This window comes from Antarcticimicrobium sediminis, from assembly GCF_004348975.1.
Taxonomy (GTDB): Bacteria; Pseudomonadota; Alphaproteobacteria; order Rhodobacterales; family Rhodobacteraceae; genus Antarcticimicrobium; species Antarcticimicrobium sediminis.
Window position 1 is genome coordinate 360,823 of the sequence record NZ_SMFP01000001.1, and the last position, 23,571, is coordinate 384,393.

Annotated in this window: 28 protein-coding genes and 1 pseudogene; 1 reads left to right on the forward strand and 28 read right to left on the reverse strand. The window is 62.6% G+C overall.

Annotation, left to right across the window (positions count from 1 at the left end; genetic code table 11):
* Positions 1–10: 10 nt before the first annotated feature.
* From E1B25_RS22060 to E1B25_RS01745, 16 genes are all read right to left on the reverse strand, one after another.
* Positions 11–148, reverse strand: coding sequence for a hypothetical protein (locus E1B25_RS22060; RefSeq protein ID WP_165937527.1), 138 nt, complete (start codon positions 146–148; stop codon positions 11–13).
* A gap of 31 nt (positions 149–179) precedes the next feature.
* On the reverse strand, positions 180–422 hold the full coding sequence (locus E1B25_RS01680) for a hypothetical protein (RefSeq protein ID WP_132826939.1): 243 nt from the start codon (positions 420–422) through the stop codon (positions 180–182).
* A complete protein-coding gene (locus E1B25_RS01685; protein ID WP_132826940.1) occupies positions 419–646 on the reverse strand; it encodes a hypothetical protein in 228 nt (75 codons plus the stop codon). The genes E1B25_RS01680 and E1B25_RS01685 overlap by 4 nt, the downstream gene beginning before the upstream one ends.
* Before the next feature lie 9 nt (positions 647–655).
* Entirely contained in the window at positions 656–1,306 is a 651-nt protein-coding gene (locus E1B25_RS01690) for a DUF3164 family protein (protein ID WP_245510578.1), read from the reverse strand.
* The gene (locus tag E1B25_RS01695) at positions 1,299–1,520 is read right to left on the reverse strand and encodes a hypothetical protein (RefSeq protein WP_165937528.1); all 222 of its coding nucleotides are present in this window, start codon (positions 1,518–1,520) and stop codon (positions 1,299–1,301) included. Before E1B25_RS01695 ends, E1B25_RS01690 begins: the two co-directional genes overlap by 8 nt.
* Positions 1,513–2,034, reverse strand: coding sequence for a hypothetical protein (locus E1B25_RS01700; protein ID WP_132826943.1), 522 nt, complete (start codon positions 2,032–2,034; stop codon positions 1,513–1,515). The genes E1B25_RS01695 and E1B25_RS01700 overlap by 8 nt, the downstream gene beginning before the upstream one ends.
* The gene (locus E1B25_RS01705; RefSeq protein ID WP_245510579.1) at positions 2,034–2,405 is read right to left on the reverse strand and encodes a hypothetical protein; all 372 of its coding nucleotides are present in this window, start codon (positions 2,403–2,405) and stop codon (positions 2,034–2,036) included. Before E1B25_RS01705 ends, E1B25_RS01700 begins: the two co-directional genes overlap by 1 nt.
* Positions 2,402–2,968 (reverse strand): hypothetical protein, encoded by a 567-nt coding sequence (locus E1B25_RS01710; protein WP_132826944.1) that lies wholly within the window; start codon positions 2,966–2,968, stop codon positions 2,402–2,404. The genes E1B25_RS01705 and E1B25_RS01710 overlap by 4 nt, the downstream gene beginning before the upstream one ends.
* Complete coding sequence (locus E1B25_RS01715; RefSeq protein WP_132826945.1) at positions 2,965–3,705, reverse strand: AAA family ATPase; 741 nt, start codon at positions 3,703–3,705, stop codon at positions 2,965–2,967. The genes E1B25_RS01710 and E1B25_RS01715 overlap by 4 nt, the downstream gene beginning before the upstream one ends.
* Before the next feature lie 59 nt (positions 3,706–3,764).
* Complete coding sequence (locus tag E1B25_RS01720) at positions 3,765–5,924, reverse strand: transposase domain-containing protein (protein WP_132826946.1); 2,160 nt, start codon at positions 5,922–5,924, stop codon at positions 3,765–3,767.
* The gene (locus E1B25_RS01725; protein WP_132826947.1) at positions 5,921–6,754 is read right to left on the reverse strand and encodes a ParB/RepB/Spo0J family partition protein; all 834 of its coding nucleotides are present in this window, start codon (positions 6,752–6,754) and stop codon (positions 5,921–5,923) included. Before E1B25_RS01725 ends, E1B25_RS01720 begins: the two co-directional genes overlap by 4 nt.
* Positions 6,751–7,002, reverse strand: coding sequence for a hypothetical protein (locus E1B25_RS01730; RefSeq protein WP_132826948.1), 252 nt, complete (start codon positions 7,000–7,002; stop codon positions 6,751–6,753). The genes E1B25_RS01725 and E1B25_RS01730 overlap by 4 nt, the downstream gene beginning before the upstream one ends.
* The gene (locus E1B25_RS01735; RefSeq protein ID WP_132826949.1) at positions 6,995–7,234 is read right to left on the reverse strand and encodes a helix-turn-helix domain-containing protein; all 240 of its coding nucleotides are present in this window, start codon (positions 7,232–7,234) and stop codon (positions 6,995–6,997) included. The genes E1B25_RS01730 and E1B25_RS01735 overlap by 8 nt, the downstream gene beginning before the upstream one ends.
* The gene (locus E1B25_RS22065) at positions 7,234–7,392 is read right to left on the reverse strand and encodes a hypothetical protein (RefSeq protein ID WP_165937529.1); all 159 of its coding nucleotides are present in this window, start codon (positions 7,390–7,392) and stop codon (positions 7,234–7,236) included. The genes E1B25_RS01735 and E1B25_RS22065 overlap by 1 nt, the downstream gene beginning before the upstream one ends.
* A gap of 110 nt (positions 7,393–7,502) precedes the next feature.
* Complete coding sequence (locus E1B25_RS01740; protein ID WP_132826950.1) at positions 7,503–8,015, reverse strand: hypothetical protein; 513 nt, start codon at positions 8,013–8,015, stop codon at positions 7,503–7,505.
* Positions 8,012–8,293 (reverse strand): hypothetical protein, encoded by a 282-nt coding sequence (locus E1B25_RS01745; protein WP_132826951.1) that lies wholly within the window; start codon positions 8,291–8,293, stop codon positions 8,012–8,014. The genes E1B25_RS01740 and E1B25_RS01745 overlap by 4 nt, the downstream gene beginning before the upstream one ends.
* Before the next feature lie 95 nt (positions 8,294–8,388).
* On the opposite strand from E1B25_RS01745, the gene E1B25_RS01750 reads away from it, so the two are divergent.
* Positions 8,389–9,093 carry an XRE family transcriptional regulator gene (locus E1B25_RS01750; protein WP_165937530.1) on the forward strand — a complete coding sequence of 235 codons (705 nt, stop codon included), beginning with the start codon at positions 8,389–8,391 and terminating at the stop codon, positions 9,091–9,093.
* A 49-nt stretch (positions 9,094–9,142) separates the two neighbouring features.
* Here the strand turns inward: E1B25_RS01750 and E1B25_RS01755 are convergent, their stop codons facing one another.
* The 12 genes and pseudogenes from E1B25_RS01755 to E1B25_RS01810 form a co-directional block, all read right to left on the reverse strand.
* Entirely contained in the window at positions 9,143–9,718 is a 576-nt protein-coding gene (locus E1B25_RS01755; protein ID WP_132826953.1) for a hypothetical protein, read from the reverse strand.
* A gap of 487 nt (positions 9,719–10,205) precedes the next feature.
* Positions 10,206–10,583 (reverse strand): annotated as a pseudogene (locus E1B25_RS01760) (secondary thiamine-phosphate synthase enzyme YjbQ); the annotation flags it as partial.
* A 73-nt stretch (positions 10,584–10,656) separates the two neighbouring features.
* Complete coding sequence (locus E1B25_RS01765; RefSeq protein WP_132826955.1) at positions 10,657–11,094, reverse strand: hypothetical protein; 438 nt, start codon at positions 11,092–11,094, stop codon at positions 10,657–10,659.
* Positions 11,091–11,504: a hypothetical protein gene (locus E1B25_RS01770; RefSeq protein ID WP_132826956.1), complete on the reverse strand. Its 414-nt coding sequence runs from the start codon at positions 11,502–11,504 to the stop codon at positions 11,091–11,093. Before E1B25_RS01770 ends, E1B25_RS01765 begins: the two co-directional genes overlap by 4 nt.
* 295 nt (positions 11,505–11,799) lie before the next feature.
* Positions 11,800–13,785, reverse strand: coding sequence for an RNA polymerase sigma factor RpoD (rpoD, locus tag E1B25_RS01775; protein WP_132826957.1), 1,986 nt, complete (start codon positions 13,783–13,785; stop codon positions 11,800–11,802).
* A 170-nt stretch (positions 13,786–13,955) separates the two neighbouring features.
* Positions 13,956–15,938, reverse strand: coding sequence for a DNA primase (gene dnaG / locus E1B25_RS01780; RefSeq protein ID WP_132826958.1), 1,983 nt, complete (start codon positions 15,936–15,938; stop codon positions 13,956–13,958).
* Between the two features lie 198 nt (positions 15,939–16,136).
* Entirely contained in the window at positions 16,137–16,472 is a 336-nt protein-coding gene (locus E1B25_RS01785) for a hypothetical protein (protein ID WP_132827239.1), read from the reverse strand.
* 40 nt (positions 16,473–16,512) lie between these two features.
* Positions 16,513–17,058, reverse strand: a complete 546-nt coding sequence (locus tag E1B25_RS01790) for a sarcosine oxidase subunit gamma (RefSeq protein ID WP_132826959.1) — start codon at positions 17,056–17,058, stop codon at positions 16,513–16,515.
* Entirely contained in the window at positions 17,051–19,981 is a 2,931-nt protein-coding gene (locus tag E1B25_RS01795; protein WP_132826960.1) for a sarcosine oxidase subunit alpha family protein, read from the reverse strand. Before E1B25_RS01795 ends, E1B25_RS01790 begins: the two co-directional genes overlap by 8 nt.
* The gene (locus tag E1B25_RS01800; RefSeq protein ID WP_132826961.1) at positions 19,978–20,241 is read right to left on the reverse strand and encodes a sarcosine oxidase subunit delta; all 264 of its coding nucleotides are present in this window, start codon (positions 20,239–20,241) and stop codon (positions 19,978–19,980) included. Before E1B25_RS01800 ends, E1B25_RS01795 begins: the two co-directional genes overlap by 4 nt.
* 60 nt (positions 20,242–20,301) lie before the next feature.
* Positions 20,302–21,555 (reverse strand): sarcosine oxidase subunit beta family protein, encoded by a 1,254-nt coding sequence (locus E1B25_RS01805; protein WP_132826962.1) that lies wholly within the window; start codon positions 21,553–21,555, stop codon positions 20,302–20,304.
* A gap of 221 nt (positions 21,556–21,776) precedes the next feature.
* Positions 21,777–23,204: a Glu/Leu/Phe/Val family dehydrogenase gene (locus tag E1B25_RS01810; protein WP_132826963.1), complete on the reverse strand. Its 1,428-nt coding sequence runs from the start codon at positions 23,202–23,204 to the stop codon at positions 21,777–21,779.
* Between the last annotated feature and the right edge of the window lie 367 nt (positions 23,205–23,571).

Below are 23,571 nucleotides of genomic sequence, written 5' to 3' on the forward strand. Positions count from 1 at the left end.
GCATGCCGGCTCATTTGGCCACCTGCCCGGTTGCAGTATGCGATGCGCGCAGCTGACCTTGCCGGGCGAGCAACTGCCGCTCGCGGTCATCGGCAACGGCGATCGCCATTTGGATCTCCCAGTATTCATCGGTCTTGAACTCAGGCATGTGGTAGCTCCTTCGTTTCAGCGGATGCTGGTCAGTGGATAACGGGTTGGACTGCGGGTTTCGTGGGCTGGGCCAGATCGTCCAACGCCTCCTCGACGCGCCCCGCCTCTGCGGTAATGGCCGCGTTGATCGTGATCTCATCAACGCCACCCTCGCGGGCCAGACGCTGCAAGACCTCAGCGGTGCTCAGCAGCACCGCATAGGTGATCCTGAGGCGCTGGATATGGGCATCGATCTGGGTGCGGATGGCGCGGCGGAACTCTTCCTCGTTCATTGCGCGGCCTCCGGTACGCTGCGCACCATCTCGATCTCGTCCAGATACTGGTTGGTGATCGAGACATCGCCAGCGAGGTCTGGCGCACTTTCCCCTTTCTTGAGGTCAAAGGAGCAGCGCTTGGAAATCTCCCAAGGGCTGTCCCATGCAGCATCGACACTGGCCGCCTCGACAGTGATCTTTCCATGCACCCGAAAAACGAACTCGACTTCATACGTCGCCATTTCTGCCCCCTACGCCTTCGCCAGATCGACGGTGATCGCCTGCCAGCCGCCATCGGTGGTCTCGCGTTGGTAGCAGCGCACGTAGGTCTTGGAGCCGACCACGCGCATCGCGGAGCGGATCGCATCCATTCCCCGGCGCCAGCGCGGATCCTCGATATCCAGATGCAGCAGCATGAAGATTTCCGAGCGGTTGATCTGGCCGGCCTTGTCGGTGTTGAAAGCCCTGGTGATGATCCCCCGGATTTCCGGCCTGGCATCGGCGGCCCATTCGTTCAAGCACTCGTCGACCAATTCCTTGGCCACCTGCAGCTGCGGGCCGAAATCGATGTTATCCGCGACCTGCACCTGAACCTTGAACAGACCGTCATAGCTCATCAACGTCTTGTTGCCCTTGGCACCACCCTTGGACGTACCGTATTCCTGCGCCAGGATCGCATCGAACGCGCCGATATCCTCGAACGTGTGTGCCTTGAAACGGGCCACCTGGTCAGAGATCGCCTGCGCGAAACCGATGACCTTCCTGACAGTCTCATCCTCGAGCTGATCCTCGGGTTTGACCAATTCCAGCGGCACCAGAGCGCTCTTGGCATCGGCCATGTAGGTGCGCCCGTTGGCCTCGATACGGCCGTCGGGAACGGGATGGGGGTTGAACTCACTCACTGCTCGTTTCTCCTGTTTTGAACATCGTGGTTTCGGTGCCGGTCCCGGCATCGCATCGTGGGGTCAGAAGGCCGGAGAGCACGGCGATCATCACCAGCGCCTCGATCTCCTGCATCGAAAGAAGGGTGATCCCGCGCTTGCCATGCAGATCGACCTTGTCGATCGCAGATTTGGCCAAGCGGCGGACCTCGGCGGCATTCACTGGCTCAACCATCCGCGCCCCCATCATCCAGGACCGCATCGACAAGATCATCGGCAGCGATCCGTTCCAGCAGGCGTTCGGCGAGCCTTGCGGTTGGCATTCCGCGAGCCAGAGCATGGGTGGCGAGGGGACGCATGGCCTCAGGCTCCAGACGCAACATGCGGAACTCGTTCGGACGGCGGCCACACCGGAACCGGGGGATCTGCGTTCCCCGCCGCCGCGCATTCCTCAGCTCGTAATAAACGGCCTCGGAATCGAGCGAGAGTTGCTCAGCGATCAGTCTCGGCGGCACTCCCTCGACAGCCAGCGCAATGACCTGCTTGTGCCGCTCAGAAGGCTCCAGTTCCGGTTTTGAAATACCGCGTTTGTTGAAGTCAGGGATATGCTGGCCGGCGCGGCGCGCCACTTTCAGATCGTGATAGATCGTCGTGCGCGACAGCCCGGTCTGTTCTATGATTTCGCAGGGACGATTCCCCTTCAAAGCCAATTGAACGACTGTTTCACGGCGCGTAGTTACGCTCTTCATCAGGCGTCCTCCCCGTTGTTCAGCGGGCAGGACCGGCAGGCGCGGAACATCATCACGTTCTGCGAATTCGCCGGGTGCAGCTTGCGGGACTTGCTGCGCCAGAACCGGCAACGATCCATTGCCAGTTCTCCCAGCGCCGGGCAATCGACCACGGCGCGCTCGAAAGCGCCGCGGTAAACTTGCTCCACGCGGGTCATGTCGCCCGGGTACTGGTTGCGCAGCACCGATGAGATCAGCGACCCGGAATACCCCATACGTTGGGCCACCCGGTTCTGGCTGCTCGACATGCAGGCCTGCGCCAGCCCTTCGATCCAATCCGGGATCTCCGCACCCCAACAGCGCCGCGCGCGATCCAATGCAGTTTCCATCATGCCGGGACCCTCCCGCGCAACAGGGTGAACTGGTCACTATTCGGGTCCCAGACAGCCCGGACACGCCGAGCGCGGGGCGCGCGCGGGCCTGCGTCCCGGATCAACCGGTACATCGCCGGCCTGCCATCGCTGCGAGCCTTACGCTCGCAGCGTAGATAGCCGGCCTGCAACAGCAGCTGGCAATAGGCACTGGCATCACGGCGGGTCACCTCGATCGCATCGCTGTTCGACCACATCCACACATCGGTCGGGCTGAAGGCAGCGTGCGACTTGCGGATTGAGAACCACATGCGCTCCTCGGGATCGCGCCCCAGGCTGATCTGATTACCGTCGGCATCATACATCGGCGGCACGCCGCCCCTCTCGACGACACGGAAGACCTTCTTGTCTCCGCGCGATCCAGCCTCTTCGATATATCCCGCCTTCAGCCAATCATTGAACGCGAGCCGCACGTACTCAGGCGTCCTGCCCCCGGCACTTGAGATGTCATGGGCAGTGAACTCTCTATGGACCTGGGCCACCGCCCAGAGTTTAGTGAGGTTCTGAGCTCGTTTCGCGGTCATCCGAACCTCCGAAGCTCAGGCGCGGTGCCATCGTGCATCCGAACAGATCCCATATCCGACAGCGCGAGCCTGTCCTTGCCCAGAACGCGGGCGCGCTGACGGGCCGTGTCGAGGTTGTTCACCATCAGGCGCGCCGACCCTCTCGAGGCGGTCTTGATCGCTGCCTCCAGCTCCCCGGACAGCTCGATGTCGCCGCAGCGAATGCGCTTGAGGTGACCGAAGTCCTCATCATCGAGCGGCTCGGCCGCAACCCGCTCGAGCATGCGGCTGTGGATCCGCTCCCAGCGCCGCAGTTTTGCGGGCAGGGCTTCCTCGCCCACGAGGATGACCGGCACGCCGGACTTCTCGTAGATGTCGCGCAGGATCTCGACCGACTTCTTGGTGACAAGAAAATCCGCCTCATCAACGATCAACGGGATATTCTCCATCGCCAGCGCCTGCTGGATCTGGCGCGACATTTCCGGCGTCGTGCGCGCCGGCTTGATGCCGAGTTCTTCCAGGATGACATGGCACAGTGTTTTCACCGTCCATGTGCTTTCACACTGCACCAGGCAGGCCCCGCGCTGGTTCGCGCAATAGATGCTTGCCATCGTCTTGCCGAAGCCCGCAGGCCCATAGAAACACCCCATCCCCGCCAATCCGGCGCTGCGATCATCGAGCCGCTGCAGCATCGTCCTGAAGGCCAGGACGTTGCGCAGGGGCGCGAGGGTGTTGTTCGTCTGACTGCTCTGTGTCATTCTTCACCTCGTTGCTCTGTCAACAGGCGCGCGCGGGTTGCCCCCCGCCGCGCCACCCTTCATTTCCCTGAGCGCCCCGCCCCAAGGTCCGTCATGACGGACCTGTGTGCGGCGTACTCCGGGGTCTGCCGATAGCCTTCCAGCCACCGGTCCTGGTCACGCGAGAGCGGATCTCCATCCGCCAGACGCGCTTCCATCTCCATCGCGCGGGCAAAGCGCACCCGCGCATCATCGCTTACTGGTCGCTGCGCTTCCGCTTTGACCGCGTGTTCCTGAAAATCCGCCACAAAGGCCTCGCGCGCGGCCTGCTCATCGGCGCTGGCCGTGCGCGACACTGGTGCGGGGCGGCGGACCTTTTCAAAGGCCGCCGGGCGCACAACCTTGGCCTCGATCGAGGTCTCTGTTGGGGGTGTTCCAGCGCTGGATCCGTCGATAAAACTGCCAAGCTCGGCCGCATTGAACCGACGAGCGGCCTTTGCGGCTTCTTTCTCCGCGTTGATCCATTTGCGCCGCGCCGAGGCATGGTTGCGAGCCTCTTCAAGATCGAAGAACCCGGCAGCAAGGCGGCACTCGGCCTCGCCCAGATAGGCCCCATCGAGACCATAGATATAGAGCCCTGCGCGCAGGTCTGCGGGATCGAACCGCGCCACCACTTTCTGGCCCGCGATCTCGTACATCCATTCCGAGAAGTATTCGTTTCCCATGAACTTCAGCAGGCCGGTTTTGGTATCGGCGCGAACACCCTCAGCACCCATGAGCCAGAGGCGGCGCTGCTCGGGTGTAGCTTTGCGGATCGGGGCTGTTGCGTAGCTCTCCTCGAAGGTCTCGATGATGCTGCGCCCTGCGGTGGTCTGACCGCGCCGACCGGCCCGCGCATTGTGCTCTTCGATCCCCTCAGCAACGACTTCGATGAACCGCTCCAGCGGGATCGCAGCGGCACCATAGTTCTCCGGTTTTGCGTCAGGGCGGTTGCCGGTATAGGCGCCCGAAAATCTCGGGTCCTTGGCGATATCCTCAGCCAGATCACGCCATGCGCGTTCGATCGGCTTTGACTGGCCGCTGTAGGGCGTGGCCCAATGGACCTCGACACCCAGCGTCTTCAGGATGCCGGGGATATCGTCGTCTTTGACCTTGAAGCGGAAGCGTGTTTTGACGCCACCTGTCAGGAACTTGTTGGCGAACTCTCGACCGTTGTCGAGCACCACATGGCCCGGAATACCGAACCGCTCGATCATGTCGCCCAGCGCCATGCTGACGCCGACCTTGTTCGGTGTCCGGTCCAGCCGCCAGCTCAGGATGCGGCCCGAGTACAGATCTTGGAATGCTACCAGCTGCGGGCGAACGATATTCTCTTCACCAGTGTCCGATCCGGGCTCGGCAGGCCAACGCACGAAGACATCAAACCGGTGATAGTCCGAGTTCACAGCTTCCATCGCTTGCAGGCTCATCCGGTCGCGCGTCTGGGAGGGATAGAGCGATTTGAGGGCATCTACACCCTTGCGGCACAGCGTGATCGTGAGTTTGGACACCTCGGCCTCCAACCGGCGGCGCATGGTGCGCTCAGGGGCCGTGACCCATCCATTCTCACGTGCCACCCGCGTCGCGCGCCGGTAGCAGGAAGAAAATCCAGGATGCTCTGGCCGCAGATAGTCGGATTTCAGGTAATCCCAGAATTCATCCGATACCTCGGACCGCTGGGGTGTGCGGCGCGCGGCGCGATGGCGCGGTGCGAGATAGGCCAGCCGATCATCAAGGCGCACACCATCGATCAGGTCGAACCAGTTCCAGATGGTCCGGTCGCTCACGCCATCCGCTCGCGCCACCTCGGACACAGCAAGAAATTTGGTGATGCCAGCCCCGGCCAGCGCCTCGACTTTGGATATCACCTCCAGCCGGGTGCGTGCCTTTGCTTGTACGCGCTCGGGCAGCCCCTCAAACCAAGTCCAGGCATCGTCCCGCCCGACCTTCACCGGGGCCGTAGTATCCATCGGCGCGGCCTCGGCCAGAAGCTTCTTCTGGGCCCGCATCGGTAGCAGCTTCCAGTGATACTCCCAGCCGCCACCCCGGCCCTGACGGCGGCGCGCGAACCCGGCATGACCGCGCCAATCGAGGCGCTTGGCCATCGCTTCGACACCGGTGCGACCCTGCGGCATATCCGGAAGCCCAGCCTCGGCCAACTCGCGCGCCGTCCACCAGACCTGATTTGGGGATACGGTCATAATTCGCCCCCCCCATCTTGCATGGATGTCAGATCGTCACCGATCTCCTCGATAAAGCGGCGGCGTGCGGCCATCGGGGCGCGTTTCCAGCGCTCGAACAGCCCCTTGAACGCCTCTTCAACCGGGTCTTTAGGGGCGGTTTCAGGTGTGACTCGCGCAACCTTTGCCGCCTTTCGAAGCGTCTTTGCTTGACCGCTCGCCACCATCGAAATAACCGACGTCCGCTCTTCTGCATCATCGATCTTCGCCAGCGCCTTGAGATCTTCCATCGTGATCCTGCCTGGCGCACCTTCCAACGCGGTAACTTCCTCCGGATCAAGATGGTCACCAGCCATCAGTGCGCGCTTGATCGTCGGCTCAGAAACACCGAACGCATCTGCGATAGTTTTGGTGAGGGTCAAATTGATCCCCACCATATTTCCGGTGTGCTGATTGCCCTTGAATGCTCCAGGCTTCCTCTCTGGATGCATCGCGTAATACTGGCGCTTCCATGACGCGACGAAGACCGCTGTTTGAAGTGGCGTCATCCGGGCCGCCCCCAGATTATTCGACGCCTCCATCGCACGAGCCTCTTCCGCCCGGCATTCCACCACTAGGGCAGCGATGTCATCCAGTCCAAGTCGGCGAGAGACCTCTAGGCGATGCGCGCCATCGATCAAGACGAAACGTGCGCCGATCTTTCTCACATGGATCGGTGTGGTGATGCCCGTATCCTCAGCCATCGCGAGCAAGTTCTCGACAAAGGCCTCTCGGATACCACGCAGGCGCCCCTCAACCTCGATCTTGTCGAGCGCGATCCTTTGCACATTTCCGCCATTTATGATCTTCATGATTGATCCTCCGGGATGTGAAGGCGCAGTTCGGTTAGGTGCGATCGCAGCACCCCGAAGTCGACCGCGACCACTTCCAGCCTTTCGAGTACCGAAATGGCATCTCTCTCGGAAAAGGTCGTTGTTCCGCGCGCGACACCTTCGAGCGCCGAAACCATCGCGTGAAGCGTCACCATCTCGCCCAGAATCCGGTCGAGGGCAGAAAATGCGTTCCGTATGTGATCGTCTGGAATATGTGCTTCAGTCATTTTGATCCGGGGATTTTATGAGTTGATAGTAGAAACGGCGGCGGCCTTGATTGACCTCCTGCCGACAGGTGATCACCGCACCGTTCTCGCGCAGCTCGGCAATCACCGAATTCACCGCGCAAATGTCCGCCTGGCGCGCCAGCTCATAGGTGCTGATCTTGCCGCAAGCCTGCTCCAGCACCGTAAGGGCGCGTTGCAGGCGAGAGCTGGTGGACAGGCGACCGTGATGCATCAGGGTTTCACCCCGATCTCGATCCAGTAGGCGTCATCGAGCACCGCGCTGGGGGCTGCGATCATATCCGCCTGCATGGACATTCCGATAATGAGGATCCAGCGAAACAACAGCGCACCAGCGATCACTACCAACGCGTCGATGACCAGGTCAGACATCCGCGTTGAAAAAGTCTCCGACGGCGGTATCCCCGTTCCGCCGCCGGAGCAGGTGCTCGAAAGGGGGCGTGTGGCCCGCTTATCTTCGTGGAAGTGTTCGGCATTTTGGTTCATTTCGTCACCTCCATACGGGCGAAAGCCTTGTCCAGACGCTGCCAGTACAAATGGATCGACGACTTTTTAGGGCAGCGATCACCGAACCTCTTCGCGCCCAGGCTGGCCGCGCGCAGGGTCGACATCTGCCGGTGTGCATCGGTCAGAAACGACCGAACGGGGATATCGTGCCACCAAGCCGGGCGGCGCCCGCTCGACCAGATCGGCAGATTGGTGATATCGGCCAAGGCCTGCGCGTTATGACGCGGCAGCTTGGCCACTTCGGACCGACCTGATGGACGTGGCAGATCGCAAGCCCAGTCCAGGTCGTCCGGCCAGACTGCGTCGAACCAGTCCAGAACGCGCTCGGAGGTTTCGGTGCGGCAGTCGCCGCCCCGTTTGAGACGCTTGAAGAAATCGCCCTTGCCCAGCACGCGCGCCGAGACCGCGTCGATGGTGATCAACTCGTAACCAGCCAGCGCATCGGCCAGCTGAACCAGGGCACGGGTCTGACGGGAGGAACCGGTCATCTTTCCGCGGCCCCCTTGAACTGGGCTGCATGCTCCGACAGACGCCTTGCATAGGCACCATCGACGAAATCACGTCCTGCGGCATCGATCAGACGCTTAAGCAATGCTTTCCCGTTCGGCCCGCGCGACTGCCCAAAGGTGGCATTGCGTGCGACTGATGGTGTGACTCCGTTGCGGATGCACCAATCGTTGAAATTGTATCCGCTAGCTCGGAAGGCGCCGATGATCGCTTCGTGAAGGATCGCCCCCGGCTGGTACAAGTTGGGTTTTTCTGTCATTGTTTCGCTACGCTCGCTTACCTCTTGTGTAGCGATAATGGAAAATATCCACCATCTAGTCAATGGAAATATTCCATTGCACACTTGGGCAACACATGTCGAAAATTCACAACAAAATCAAAGTGATTAGGGCGAACTCCGGTATGACGCAGGATGATTTTGCTTCGGCTCTCGGCGTGAAACCATCGAAAGTGCGGGACATCGAATCGGGTCGACAACGGGTCAACGACGAGTTCCTGACCAAGCTAGTGGAAATATTCCCGGTCGACATGAACTGGCTGTTCTCAGGGCGATCCGACGACCTTGAAGCACCCTCCATCAGTCCAGCCGATGGAAACAAACCGTTGCCTGGTCAGGTGCGTATCAATAGTCAAGAGTACTCGACCATCGGCGTTTTCGATGTCGATGCAGCGGCTGGAAACGGTATTATTCCAGTGTCAGAAGCTGCATCCGATATGATGGCCTTTACACGCTCATGGTTGATGCGCCATGGAGTTGTGGCAGATCTCGCTGGTTTGCTCAGAGTGCGGGGCGACAGCATGTCACCAACCATTCCGGACGGCGCCTATGTCCTAGTTGATTTCCGCGGCAAGGCTGACTGGTCTGTGCCAGGGATCTATATCGTCCGCTACAACGGAGCGATCGTAGTCAAACGCCTGCAACTGCCCATTCGCTCAAATGAAAACTGGGTCGCAATGATCTCGGACAATGCAACCTATCCGCCAATCTTCATCCACGACCCTGACGACGTCGAATTCCAGCCCATTGCAAGGGTGCGCGGCGTGATATCTAACGTCTGATCGTCGAATTTAAACATAGGCGCGCACTTAGCTGTATACGCGTCATTGGTTACCTGCAAACAGAGTGAATTTCATCGAAGACATCCTGTACTTTCTTCAGGTTCGCTTCGATTTCAGAAGCCTTTGCGCCAACGTAATCGCGAGGCTCCACTAGTATTAGAATATCTACCCATTTCGAAGCCACGGTTTCCTTGCACTTCTCTAGCGTGTCGAAATCAGCCTGTCTCTGCCGCGTGACGAGCTCGCCCATCTCTTCGCCGTCGTGAACGAGAGACCACAGTGCATCCTCAAGAAGCGGACGTAGATCGACGCATTCCCCGTCAATCCGCTCCCCATCGATGGCTCCTATCAGCACCATATCTCCAGAGATGTGCAGAAAGTCATTGCCACGCAGGACCGCGACAGCCCTCCTTGTCGTCGTCACCGTGGCATCGGCCCATTGGTCGAGAGCTGTAAGTGTGCCATCTTTCTGCCGCTCCAGGCGAACAGGCAGCGCATGGCCATTTGCGATGCAGACCAAGTCGATCTGCTTGTTCAAGCGCTGTTCAATGGTTATTTCATCCGCCTGAGCGGACAGCGGTGCGGACATGGAAAGTCCGACCAGGGCTGCGGCAAGAACCTTCATCTTGGGCCTCTCCTCGTTACGCGATACCAATACGGCAACATTGGACGCGATCCCGGATCATGACCGCAACCCCGAAAATCGTTGGCATGTTTGATTGATCGATACGCCCTGACCAAAAACATGATTATACTTTGTTATCTGACACTTAAGATGAACATGCCAATGGCATTTAGAACATGCCACTCCATTGGCATGTTCCGCGACGCGTTCACCTGAACCAGGTGCCAACATTAACCGCAGTTTGAAACCTCTAAAACACTGCGTTAAATAGGTTTTCACTCTTCTTGGCTACGACCACTGGCAACCCTCGTGGTTTACCGCCATGCCCCGGAAAAGCGGCCTATTTTATCCCCACTGCAAATTTGCCACCGATGGCCCGCCGCTCCCTGCCATTCTTCCTAAGTCCCTGATTTTTGGCCGCATTCGTCATAGACCGTCCACCTCTTGGGTCTTCCGGTATCCCTGCAATAATAGGTGTCAACTTACAGCGATGTTCGAACAGGTAGATCCCCTGCCACGTGCCCAGCACCGGCAGCCCCCGCCACACCGGAATGCTCAGGCTGACCGGCAGCAGCGCCGCCTTGATATGGGCGGGCATGTCATCGGGCCCCTCATAGGTATGGCGCAGATAGGACATCGAGGGATCGGTGGAGGGCGGCACCAGCCGGGCAAAGAACGCCGTCAGATCGCCCTGCACCTCGGGATCGGCATTCTCCTGTATCAGCAGCGAGCAGGAGGTATGGCGCACGAACAGGGTCAACAGCCCCTCGGACTGACCGCTGTCCGCGACCCAGCGCATGACCTTTTCGGTGAACTCATAAAGCCCCGGACCGGAGGTGGTGAGATGAAATTCGTTCTGCGCCATGGGGCCAGTCAAACCCGGCGCGGCGACGGTGGCAAGACCCTGCGGCCCCTGCCCCGTCCCGCCCCCAATCCGATCACAGACCGGGACGCCACAGGATCGCGTTGAACCGGTTGTCATAACAATATTGCTGCGCCATCGCCGCGCTCAGATTATCGCCGGCCCGCCGCATGGTCAGCGCATATCCGGTCGAGGTATCGGCCCCGGCGGGGGGCGCAAGCGCGAACTGCACCGCCTTGCGTCCGGGGCGCACTGTGGAGGGTCCGAGCGGGTGCCAGATATAGATCCGCTGCGCCGCCGCGACCCCCAGCACCGAGATCGCATAGTCCCCAACACCGCACCAATAGTCCTGCGCGCCCGAGCCGACCCGGCCCACCACCTCGTAGACGCCGCCGCCCAGATCCTGCACCTCGTGCCCGTTCAGCGCGCGCCACGCCAAGGCCGCGCCCGGCAGGGCGATCAGACCTGCCGCCAGAGCCGTGATGGCGCGGCGTCTGATCTCACCCCCGCTCATTCCTGAACCGGGGGCTGATTGCAAAAGCTCAGCGCGTGGGCCACCGTCATGTTGTCACCCGGCTTCATCATGTTCAGCATAAAGACCGGATCGAGCGGCTGCACACCGGCCACCTCGGGCTGGACGGTGAACTGCACCGCCGTGCGCCGCTGGGTGGTCACGCTGGGCCCGCGCCCGCGCGCGATATATATCCGCGCGATCCACGGCATCCCCAGCGCCCGCTGGGCGTAATCCGCAGCCCCGCACCAATAGTCGTCGGCGGGCGCGGCACTGGGGGCGATCACCTCGAACACGGCGGCATCGACCGGATTGACGTGCATGTTGCGCCGGGCATTGAACGCCTCGGCCGGGATAGGCAGGGCAAGAAGCAAAGCCGCCAGCGCCGCCGGAACAGGGGAAATCGGTTTCATAGGCAAGGCCCTTCGGGGTTCAGGAGACACAGCGAGTTTAGCCTGCGCAGCCGCCCGAGAATAGGGGGGATCCGGTCGCAGGGGATGGCCCGCGAAAACCCGCTCGGCCGGATCTCTGGGCCGGATCGCTCGCTGCAAAACAAAACCGCCAGGTCCCCGCATCCTCCATCCTCAACGTCATGCCCGTTCAGAGGGCCCCGGAGGATCGGCTCAGCAGCGCTGAACATCGTCGCCAAACACTGGCCGAAAACGTGTCACCATGAAAAAAGGCGCCCCGCGGGGCGCCTTTCAAACCTTACTGATCCAGGAACGAGCGTAACTTTCGCGACCGCGACGGGTGCTTCAGCTTGCGCAGCGCCTTGGCCTCGATCTGCCGGATCCGTTCGCGGGTCACGCTGAACTGCTGGCCGACTTCTTCCAGCGTGTGATCGGTGTTCATGCCGATGCCAAAGCGCATCCGCAGAACCCGTTCCTCGCGCGGGGTGAGGCTGGCCAGAACCCGGGTCGTGGTTTCCTTCAGGTTCTCCTGAATGGCGGAATCCAGCGGCAGGACGGCGTTCTTGTCCTCGATGAAATCGCCAAGCTGGCTGTCTTCCTCGTCGCCAATCGGCGTTTCAAGGCTGATCGGCTCCTTGGCGATCTTCATCACCTTGCGGACCTTCTCCAGCGGCATCTGGAGTTTTTCAGCCAGTTCCTCCGGTGTCGGTTCGCGACCAATCTCGTGCAGCATCTGCCGCCCGGTGCGCACCAGCTTGTTGATCGTCTCGATCATATGCACCGGGATACGGATGGTGCGGGCCTGATCCGCGATCGAACGCGTGATCGCCTGCCGGATCCACCAAGTCGCATAGGTCGAGAACTTGTAGCCGCGGCGATACTCGAACTTGTCCACGGCCTTCATCAGGCCGATATTGCCTTCCTGAATGAGATCCAGGAATTGCAGCCCGCGATTGGTGTATTTCTTGGCGATCGAGATCACCAGCCGCAGGTTGGCCTCGACCATTTCCTTCTTGGCTTGGCGGGCTTCTTTCTCGCCCTTCTGCACCTGTTGGACGATGCGCCGGAACTCGCTGATATCAAGGCCGACATACTGGCCGACCTGCGCCATATCTGCGCGCTGTTCCTCGACCTTGTCGGTCGAGCGTTCGATGAACATCTTCCAGCCACGGCCCGGCTTTTGCGCCATCTCGTCCAGCCAGGTCGGGTCCAGCTCGCGCCCGCGATAGGCTTCGATGAATTCGCGGCGGTTGATACGGGCCTGATCGGCCAGCTTCACCATCGCGCTGTCGATGACCATCACCCGGCGGTTGATGCCGTAAAGCTGGTCGATCAACGCCTCGATCCGGTTGTTGTGCAGATGCAGCCCGTTGACCAGTTCCACGATCTCGGAACGCAGCTTTTGATAGGTCGCCTCGTCCTTGGCCGAAAACGCCCCGGTATCGCCCAGAGTGGCGGCGATCCGGCTGTCCTGCATCTCCGAAAGCTGGGCATAGTCGAGAGAGATCCCCAACAGCGTGCTCAGCACCTGATCCTTGAGCGCGGCCTCCATCGCCGCAAGCGACATGTTGGCCTGTTCGTCTTCGTCGTCGTCGTCATCCTTGGCGATGGGGTTGCCGTCCGCATCAAGCTCCGGACTGGAGGCTTCCTGCGGTTTCGGCGTCGCCACGGCGGCGGTGTTGACGATCGGCACGGTGGGCTCTTCGTCGTCCCCCATCAGGTTGCCGAACGTGGTCTCCAGATCGATCACGTCGCGCAGCAGAATGTCCTCGGACAACAGCTCGTCATGCCAGATCGTGATCGCCTGAAAGGTCAGCGGGCTTTCGCACAGCCCGGCGATCATCGTGTTCCGGCCTGCCTCGATCCGCTTGGCGATGGCGATCTCGCCCTCGCGGCTCAGCAATTCGACGCTGCCCATTTCGCGCAGATACATGCGCACCGGATCGTCGGTGCGATCCAGTTTCTCGCTCTGCTGGCTGGCCAGCGTGACCTCGCGCGCACTTTCGGTCGTGGTGACCTCGGTCGAGCCCTTTTGCTCTTCTTCCTCGGCCTCTTCGTCCTCGATGATGTTGATGCCCATCTCTGACAACATCGACATCACGTCTTCGATTTGTTCCGAACTTACCTGATCGGGAGGTAGAACCTGATTAAGCTGATCATAGGTGATGTACCCTTTCTCACGGGCCTCGGCGATCATCTTCTTGACTTGAGTCTGGCTCATGTCGAGCGTGATTTCCGCTTCCTGGTCCTCAGGTTTCTGGTCCTCGGTGTCCTTGGCTGCCATTCAATGCTCCTGCAGGGGCTTGGGGCGATTCGGTCGAGTTCGAATCACTGGAACGATCTGGTGATTCGGTCACCCGTTCGTCCGATTGTCCACCTCTATACGTTACAAAAGGCCGCCTCAACGGCCCGTTTTCACAGAACCTCACCGATTCGGGGATCTTGGGCCACAACTCAGCCGCGCGATCTGCCCCCCTTGGTGAAGTCGATATTGTCGAAAACCTTGTCGCGGTATTCAACATCAGATTTGTCCAGCGCCAAGCCGTTCTTGGCGACAACCGCCCCACTACTCCCATTATCCAATTCGATCCGATAGGATCTTGATCGTGCCTCCGCCGCCTGTCCCAGACGCCATGTCACCGCCTCGTCGGCCAGCCCGGTTATCTCCTCCTCGGCCTCGGCCACCTCGGCATACAGCCCGCGCCGCGTCTCGATCTTGGCAAGCTCCTCGGTCAGGGTCATCCGGGCCAAGGCGGTATCGCCGGGCTTGCGCATACAGGGGCTGATTGCCACATGGCGCAAGCGATAGAGGTTTTCAAGGGCATCCGGCCCCGCCGCCGCCGCAATAGCCGCGCGAAGATCGTCCGGCGCGCGGTCCGCATGACGCAGGATCACATCGCGCAACAGCGCGTGGTCGCGATCAGTACAGGCCATCGCCTCGAGTCGGTATTCAAACTCCAGGATCAGCTCTGGCGCAGAAATCACCGTGGCCAGAATCACCGCCACGCGCATATGGGTCTCAGCCGCATCCCCTGCCGCCGCCAACAGCGAAGATTTGGCGCTGTCCGAGGCCGGCAGGGGCGCGGGTTTGCCACCGCGCCAAGGCTTTTTTGCCCCCCAGTTGCCACCGGTTGCCGGGCGCGGCTGTTTCTTCGGGCGAAACAGATCCCAGCGCAAATCCTTGATCGCCTGCCCGTAATGGCTACGAATCGAGGGGTCGCGAATCGCCTTGATCCGCTCGCGCAGGGTCTTGTCGAGCGCCGCCTTGCGCTCCGGGCTGTCAAACGAGCGTCCCTCGGTTTCGCGTTGCCACAGCAGCTGCACCATCGGCTGCGCCTGATCCAGCACCGCCTGCACCGCCTTGGCCCCCTCAGACCGCAACAGATCGTCCGGGTCCTTCCCTTCGGGCATCAGCGCAAAACGCAGCGACTTGCCCGCCTCCAGCAGCGGCAACGCCAGATCAATCAGCCGCATTGCCGCGCCCAGCCCCGCCTTGTCGCCATCCAGCGCGATGACCGGCTCGTCGGAAATCCGCCACAACAATTGCAACTGCGTCTCGGTGATCGCGGTGCCCAGCGGCGCCACGGCGGCCTCGAACCCGGCCTCGACCAGCGCGATCACGTCCATATAGCCTTCGGCCACCACCAGCGGCTGGCCCTTGCCCGCCGCCGCCCGCGCCGGGCCATGGTTGAACAGGGACCGGCCCTTGTCGAACAGCTCGGTCTCCGGGCTGTTGAGGTATTTCGCATTATCACTCGGGTCCAGCGCCCGACCGCCAAAGGCCATCGCCCGACCGCGCGCATCGCGGATCGGGAACATGATCCGGTGGCGGAAGGTGTCGTAGGGCTTGCCGCCCTTGTTGGAGGGTTTCGCCAACCCGGCCGCGATGATCAGATCCTCGCCCACGCCCTTGCCGCGCAGGTGATCCCACAGGTTCTGCCAGCCCGCCGGGGCAAGCCCGATCTCCCAGCGCTCAAGCGCCGCCTCTGTCAGCCCCCGGCGCGCCAGATAGGCGCGCGGCTCGGCCCCTGCCCCAGTCTTGAGCTGCAGCCGAAAGAACTGCGCCGCCTGTTCCATCACCTCGACCAACTGGCCACGCCGGTCGGCTTTCTGCTGCGCCCCGGGGTCGCGGGCGGGCATCTCCATCCCGGCCTCGCGGGCAAGGATTTCCACCGCCTCCATAAAGGACACGTTTTCGGTCTCTTTCACAAAGCCGATGGCGTCACCCTTGGCCTGACAGCCAAAGCAGTAATAAAACCCCTTGCGATCATCGACATGAAAGCTGGCGCTCTTTTCCTGATGAAACGGGCACGGCGCCCACATGTCGCCCTTGGCCTGATTCGACTTGCGCGTGTCCCACATCACCTTGCGGCCGACCACCTGCGTAAGCGAGATGCGGGTGCGCAATTCGTCAAGGAATCCGGGGGGCAGTGACATGGGTCGAATTATCCTCGCATTAAGGATGGCTGTCCAGAGCCAGACGTCGCCATCTGGGCGTCAAGCCGCACAAGGCCCGCGGTCCGGTCGGTGCCTCGCCCAGCCGCTACAGGGGGCGGGGCAACAGAAGGCGTCGGCGATCACGCGCCCCCCTGTTCTGCACGCATCTGTTACGCGCGCCAGCCCGCGCGATCGCGCTTAGTCCTGCATCGCCTTGAGCATGTCCTGACGCTGATCCCAGGTTTGCAGGCATTGCTGCTCCCACAGGGCGCCGAAATCATTCTCTTTCAGATCGCGTTTCTTCATCTGGAACACATAGTCGACCATCTGCGGAATCGCGGCATTATAGTTGTCCGGCCAAGTTGGCTCGCTCGCGGCGATATGCTCGGCCACCTTGGTCTTTGCCACCCGGTCCAGCCGCGCCTTTTGCACCGCCGCCATCACCTGCCCCTCATAGCGGCAGGCCTCCTGCTTGTCCTCGGCGGCAAATGCGGGCGTGGCCAGAAGGGCGGCAGCAAGGGTCAGGCGGATCAACATCGGGCAGCTCCAGAAGCGAGTCTCATTTGCCCCCACCCTACCCGCGCGCGGCGACCGCTTCCATCGCCGTTTTCAAATCGTGAACCAGTGTCGCCGCCATCGAGCGGAACACCAGGATCAGAAAGGCGCGCTCGCCCACCCGTGTGATCGAACCCGCCATATGCTGCACCTGGCTGCGCACCGTATGGCCGCGCTTGAACACCTGCGCGCGTAGATCGACAGGCACCAGCCGCGCCAGCACCGCCTCGGCCCCCGCCCCCTCCAGCCGCACCGCCGCCCAGCCATCGCTCTGATCACTCAACGCCGCATGCTCGCACAGCGCCGGATCGGGCACAGGCCCCAGCAACAGCGCCTGATCGCGCCCGGCCCAGATCGCCCGCGCGCCCACCTTGCCGGTCGCGCGGTTGGGGGCCGGAAATGCCATGCCATGCGCTGCTTTCAACGCCTCTGACAGCGCCGTTTCCCGACCGCGATAGGGCAGCAGCGCGGTGATCACGCCCAAATCTTCCTCGCGTGCCATGACCGATCCGATCACCAGCGGCAGCGCCCCGGCACAGGGGGAATTTGCTCTCAGCTCAGCCACGCATCCGCCCTCCCTCGGGATCGAAGATCACCGGATCGACCACCTCGCACAGCGTCTCGACCGCGCGCAGGTGATCGACCATCTTCACCACCTCGCCCAACCGCTCGGGTCCGCGCCGCAGGAACCCCAGCGCCACCACATGCCCAACTGTCGGGGAATAGGCCGCCGAGGTAACATAGCCCTGATCGTTTTCGCGCACCGGCTCTGCCCCCTTCGCGAACAGATGCGCACCGGAGGTGATCAGCTTGACCGCGCCCACCGGCTTCAGCCCCACCAGCCGCTCGCGATCGGCCTCCATCAGCCCGGGCCGCTGGCTCATGGTCTTGCCGATGCAATCCTTCTTGGCCGACACCATCCGCCCCATGCCAATGTCATATGCGGTGACGCGCCCGTGGATCTCGGCATGGGTGATAAAGCCCTTTTCAAGCCGCAGCACATTCAACGCCTCCATCCCGTAAGCACCGCCGCCGAGCCCCTCGGCGCGGGCCACCAACGCCCGGAACAGGCTATCGCCATAGCGCGCCGGCACCGCCAGTTCATAGGCCTGCTCGCCCGAGAACGAGATCCGGAACAGCCGCCCCGCGACCCCCAGCACCCGGACCGGACCGCAGGCCATGAAGGGCCAGTCGCCCGCCTCCAACGGGGCGTCCAACAGCTCGTTCAGCAGCGCCCGTGATTTCGGCCCGGCCACGGCAAATTGCGCCCACTGCTCGGTGACAGAGGTGAACCGCACATCCCAATCCGGCCGCAGCCCCTGGCTGACGAATTCAAGATGCCGCATCACATCGCCTGCAGCCGCCGTCGTGGTGGTCATCAGGAAATGATGCTCGCCCAGCCGCGCGGTGGTGCCGTCATCCATCACCGTGCCATCCTCGCGCAGCATCAGCCCATAGCGCACCCGCCCGACCTTCAGCGTGCTGAACATGTTGGCATAGACGAAATCGAGGAACTTTCCCGCATCCGGCCCCTGAATGTCGATCTTGCCCAGCGTCGAGACATCGCAGACCCCCACCGCCGCGCGCACCATCCGCACCTCGCGGTCACAACTCTGCCGCCAGCTCTTTTCCCCCGGGGCCGGGAACGTGCTGGGCCGATACCACAACCCCGCCTCGATCATCGGCGCGCCACGCTCCCGGCTGGCCTTGTGGCTGGTGGTGAAGCGTTCGGGGGCAAAGCCCTTGCCCTGCCCGCCCGCGCCCAGCGCCGCGATGGCAATCGGGGAATATGGCGGGCGAAAACTGGTGGTCCCGGTCTCGGGAATGCCACGCCCGGTGGCATCCGCCAGCACCGCCAGCGCCGTCACATTCGAACTCTTGCCCTGATCCGTGGCCATGCCCTGGGTGGTATAGCGTTTCATATGCTCGACCGAGCGGTAATTCTCCGCCACCGCCTGACGTACGTCCTTCACCGTCACATCGTTCTGGAAATCCAGCCAGGCGCGCCCCTTGCCCGCGACCGCCCAAAGCGGGGTGAGGCGGTATGGCTCATCCTCCGTCGCGGGCAGATCCAGCGGCGGCACGGACCGCCCCAGCTCGACCAGCGCCGCACGCGCGGCCTCGGCCCCCTCGCGCAGACAGGCCAGCGTCGAAAACGCGCCGTTGCAGGCCCCCGCCGCCATCATCCCCGGCACCGCCCCGGGTGTGGGCACAAAGGACGCGATATCCTCGCGCCATGTCGGCCGCCCGTTCATGTGACAGCTCAAATGCACCGACGGGTTCCAGCCGCCCGAGACCGCCAGACAATCGGTTTCAACCCGGCGCTCTCCCGCTGCGGATCGCAGGGTGATCGCCTCCAGCCCCAGCCGACCAGAGGTTCCAACCACCTGCGCGCCGCGATGCACCTCGAACAGGTCCGAGCCCGGCGCCTCCGCCCGGCTGTCGATCACCGCAACCACGTCGACACCCGCCGCGACCAGATCCCGCGCCGTGCGGTGCGCGTCGTCATTGTTGGCAAACACCGTGACCGCCCGCCCCGGGCATACCCCCCAGCGATTGAGATAGGCGCGCACCGCGCCCGCCATCATGATCCCGGGCCGGTCGTTGTCGGCAAAGGCGATCGGGCGTTCCAACGCCCCCGCCGCCAGCACGCTGCGCTTGGCCACGATGCGCCAGAAACACTCCAACGGCTGCCCCTCGGCCCGCGCCCGGTGATGACCCACCCGCTCCAGCGCAGCAAAGGTGCCCTGATCATAGGCCCCGGCGACGGTGGTGCGGGTCATCAGCCGCACGTTCTCCATCGCCGCCAGCTCGGCCAGAACTTCGCCCGCCCAGACCTGCCCCGACCGCCCTTCGATCTGCTGCGTTTCCGCCAACAGCCGTCCGCCCATGCGCATGTCTTCGTCGGCAAGGATCACATCCGCCCCGGCCCGCCCGGCCACCAAGGCCGCCATCAGCCCGGCGGGACCGGCCCCGATCACCAACAGATCGCAAAACGCATAGGCACGCTCATAGCGATCCGCGTCCGGCAGCCCCGACAGCGCCCCCAAGCCGGCGGCGCGGCGGATCGCGGGCTCATACAGCTTTTCCCAGAACGCCTTGGGCCACATGAAGGTCTTGTAATAAAATCCGGCGCCAAGGAACGGCGCGGCGAGGGTGTTCACGCTCAACAGATCATATTTCAGCGACGGCCAGGCGTTCTGGCTGCGCGCCTCCAACCCCTCGTATATCTCCTGCACCGTGGCCCGCGTGTTCGGTGTCTGCCGCCCGCCACGCCCCACCGTAACCAACGCATTGGGCTCTTCGCTGCCCGCCGTCAGAACGCCGCGCGGGCGATGATACTTGAACGAGCGTCCCAGCAGCCGCACCCCATTGGCCAACAGCGCCGAGGCCAGCGTATCGCCCTCCAGCCCGGCATAGCGCACCCCGTCAAACCGGAACGGGACCGAGCGCGAACGATCCAGCACCCCCTTGCCTGCAACTCTCATTGCGCCCCCTCCCCGGCCAGACGCACCTCCAGCACCGCATGGCTGCGCGTGTCGCGCCGCACCACCAGCCACGCCCCGCAGCCATTTGCGTGATACCAAAGATCGCGCGTCTCGCCCGCCGGGTTCTCGCGCAGGAACAGATAGTCGTCCCACGCCTGCTCGCCAGCATCGGGCGCGGGCCGTTCCAGCGCCAGCGCAGCGCCGCGATAATAGAACTCCCGGCGATCGCGCGCGCCGCACAGCGGACAGGTGATCCTCATTGCGCACGCCCCTGCTTCTTCTTGGTATAAATACTCATATCCGACCTCACCGCCCGCGCCTCAGTGCAGATTATGCTGCGCCCCGGTGCCCTCTTCGTCCATGATCCCGACCCCGGTGCGAAACCGGTCCAGCCGGAACCGGGCGGCCGCCGGATGCGGCCGCCCGGTCGCCAACAGATGCGCAAAACAATCGCCCGAGCCCGGCACCGCCTTGAACCCGCCATAGCACCAGCCACAATTGAGATAGAGCCCGTCGATCCCGGTCTTGTCGATGATCGGCGAACCGTCGGGCGACATGTCCATGATGCCGCCCCAGCTGCGCAGCACCCGGGCCTTGCCGATCATCGGCATCAAGGCCATCCCCGCCTCCATCACATGCTCGACCGCCGGCAGGTTTCCCCGCGCGGCATAAGAGGCGTACATGTCGATATCACCGCCAAAGACCAGCCCGCCCTTGTCCGACTGGCTGATATAGAAATGCCCCATGCCATAGGTCACCACCGTGTCGATCACCGGCTTCAGCCCCTCGGTGACAAAGGCCTGCAACACATGGCTCTCGATCGGCAGCCGCATCCCCGCCATCGCCGCCACCTGGCTTGAACGGCCCGCCACCACGATCCCGACCTTCTTCGCCCGGATCGCGCCGCGGCTGGTCTGCACCCCGGTCACCGCGCCGTTTGCCACGTCGATCCCCGTCACCTCACAGTTCTGGATCAGGTCGATACCCCGGCTGTCCGCCCCGCGGGCAAAGCCCCAGGCCACCGCGTCATGACGCGCGGTGCCGCCGCGCGGGTGATACAGCGCGCCCTGAACCGGAAACCGCCCATTGTCGAAATCGAGATAGGGCACGCGCTTGCGCAGGCCGTCGCGGTCGAGCAGGATCGCATCGTCGCCCTGATTCACCATCGCGTTGCCGCGCCGCACATAGGCATCGCGCTGGCCGTCGGAATGAAACAGGTTCAAAACCCCGCGCTGCGACTGCATCACGTTGAAATTCAGCTCTTGTTCCAGCCCTTCCCACAAGGACAGGGAATGCGAATAGAACTCGGAGTTTCCCGGCAACCCGTAGTTGGCCCGCACGATGGTGGTGTTGCGTCCGATATTGCCGCCGCCGAGATAGCCTTTCTCCAGCACCGCCACATTGCGCAGCCCATGGACCTGCGCCAGATAATAGGCCGTGGCCAGCCCATGGCCGCCGCCCCCGATAATGAGGATGTCATAGGCCGGTTTCGGCTCCGGATCGCGCCAATGGGCGGTCCAACCCCGGTTGCCGGTCAGCCCCTCCTTGAGGACACGCAGCCCTGAAAATCGCATCTCGACCTCCTGACAATCCGCCGCACGGTGGCGCATCGGATCAGGTCGAGACTAGCATCAGCGCGGCACGACACCAGCCCCGCAAACGCGACATCGGGCAGATCCTTAGCGACAGCCGCGCCCATGTTGTCCGGTCTCCCGGGCTATGCCAGTGCGGGAGCGTACAAAACGGCGCCGAAACTCCCCGGTCCGGCGCCGTCTGAACCGTCATGCCTTGCGGATCAAAGCCCCTTGGCGCGGTAGCTGGCCGCCACCTTGCCGATGCTCACCAGATAGGCGGCGGTGCGCAGATCCGTCACGTCGGCGCGGTCATGCCAGACCTCGCGCATGGCTTGATAGGCATTGCGCATGGTGTCATCCAACCCCGAGCGCACCAGCTCCAGCTCATCGGCGCCGCGCAGGTATCGCTGTTTGAAATCCGGGCTGGGCGACCAGGTCTTGCCCAGCGCATCGCTCAGGGATTCAAGCTGCTCCACCACCAGCTGGTGGCGCGACTCTTCCTGTCGGCGCTGCATCCGGCCAAAGCGGATATGGGACAGGTTCTTGACCCATTCGAAATAGGACACCGTCACGCCGCCCGCGTTGGCATACATGTCGGGAATGATCACCACCCCCTTGTCGCGCAGGATTTCATCCGCCCCCGCCGTCACCGGCCCGTTGGCGGCCTCGATGATCAGCGGCGCCTTGATCCGATGGGCGTTGGACAGGTTGATCACCGCCTCCAGCGCCGCCGGGATCAGGATGTCACAGTCATGTTCCAGCACCGCGGCCCCCTCGGCGATATGGGTGGCATCGGGATAGCCGGTCACGCCACCATGGCGCGCGATCCAGTGATGCACCGCCTCCACGTCCAGCCCGTTGTCATCATAAAGCGCGCCGTCATGCTCGATGATACCGGTGATGCGCACGCCGTCTTCCTGCGACAGGAACTTGGCCGCGTGATAGCCCACATTGCCCAGCCCCTGCACGATGACCTGCTTGCCGTCGAGCCCTCCGGACAGCCCGGCCTTTGCCACGTCGCGCGGATCGCGAAAGAATTCGCGCAGGGCATATTGCACCCCGCGCCCCGTCGCCTCGACCCGCCCGGCAATGCCGCCAGCGTTCAGCGGCTTGCCGGTGACACAGGCGCGCGCGTTGATGTCGGTGGTGTTCATCCGCGCATATTGATCCGCGATCCAAGCCATCTCGCGCTCGCCGGTGCCCATATCGGGGGCGGGCACGTTCTGGGACGGGTTGATCAGGTCGCGCTTGGCCAATTCATAGGCAAAGCGGCGGGTGATCAGCTCCAACTCGTGCTCCTCATACTGGCGCGGGTCGATGCACAGCCCGCCCTTGGAGCCGCCAAAGGGCGCATCCACCAAGGCGCATTTATAGGTCATCAGCGCCGCCAGCGCCTCGACCTCGTCCTGATTCACCGCCAGCGCATAGCGGATCCCGCCCTTGACCGGCTCCATATGTTCCGAATGCACCGACCGGTACCCGGTAAAGGTTTGAATCTGACCGCGCAGGCGCACACCGAACCGAACCGTATAGGTCGCGTTGCAGACGCGGATCTTTTCCTCAAGCCCCGGCGGCAGGTCCATGATCGCCGCCGCCCTGTTGAACATCAGATCAACACTTTCGCGAAAACTCGGTTCCTGTCGGACCATGAACATCTCTCCTTGCCGTCAGACTTGGTTACCACGACTCGCCGGTTCGGGCGGGTCTCGGGGCAGACTAGGATCTTCGTTCACAAGCTGCGACCTTTTTAATCACTCTCGCCTCAGTCGCTGCTTTCGAAAGCAGATCGCGCGCCTGAGGGGCGCCCACGAGAAAAACGGCCCAAACCGCAAAAAACGATGAAATTTGGCCATATTTTCGCGAAATGACCCGTATTTGCCGCACTTAGGCCACGTTCCGGTGGCAAAAACAGCCTTGGAGACATGCGTCAGGGCCCCCCCGGCATGCACAACTTCTGAGTGAGGTTCCAATGCGTTTGAGATCCCAAAGACAGCGCATCCGCAGTGAAAAGCGTCC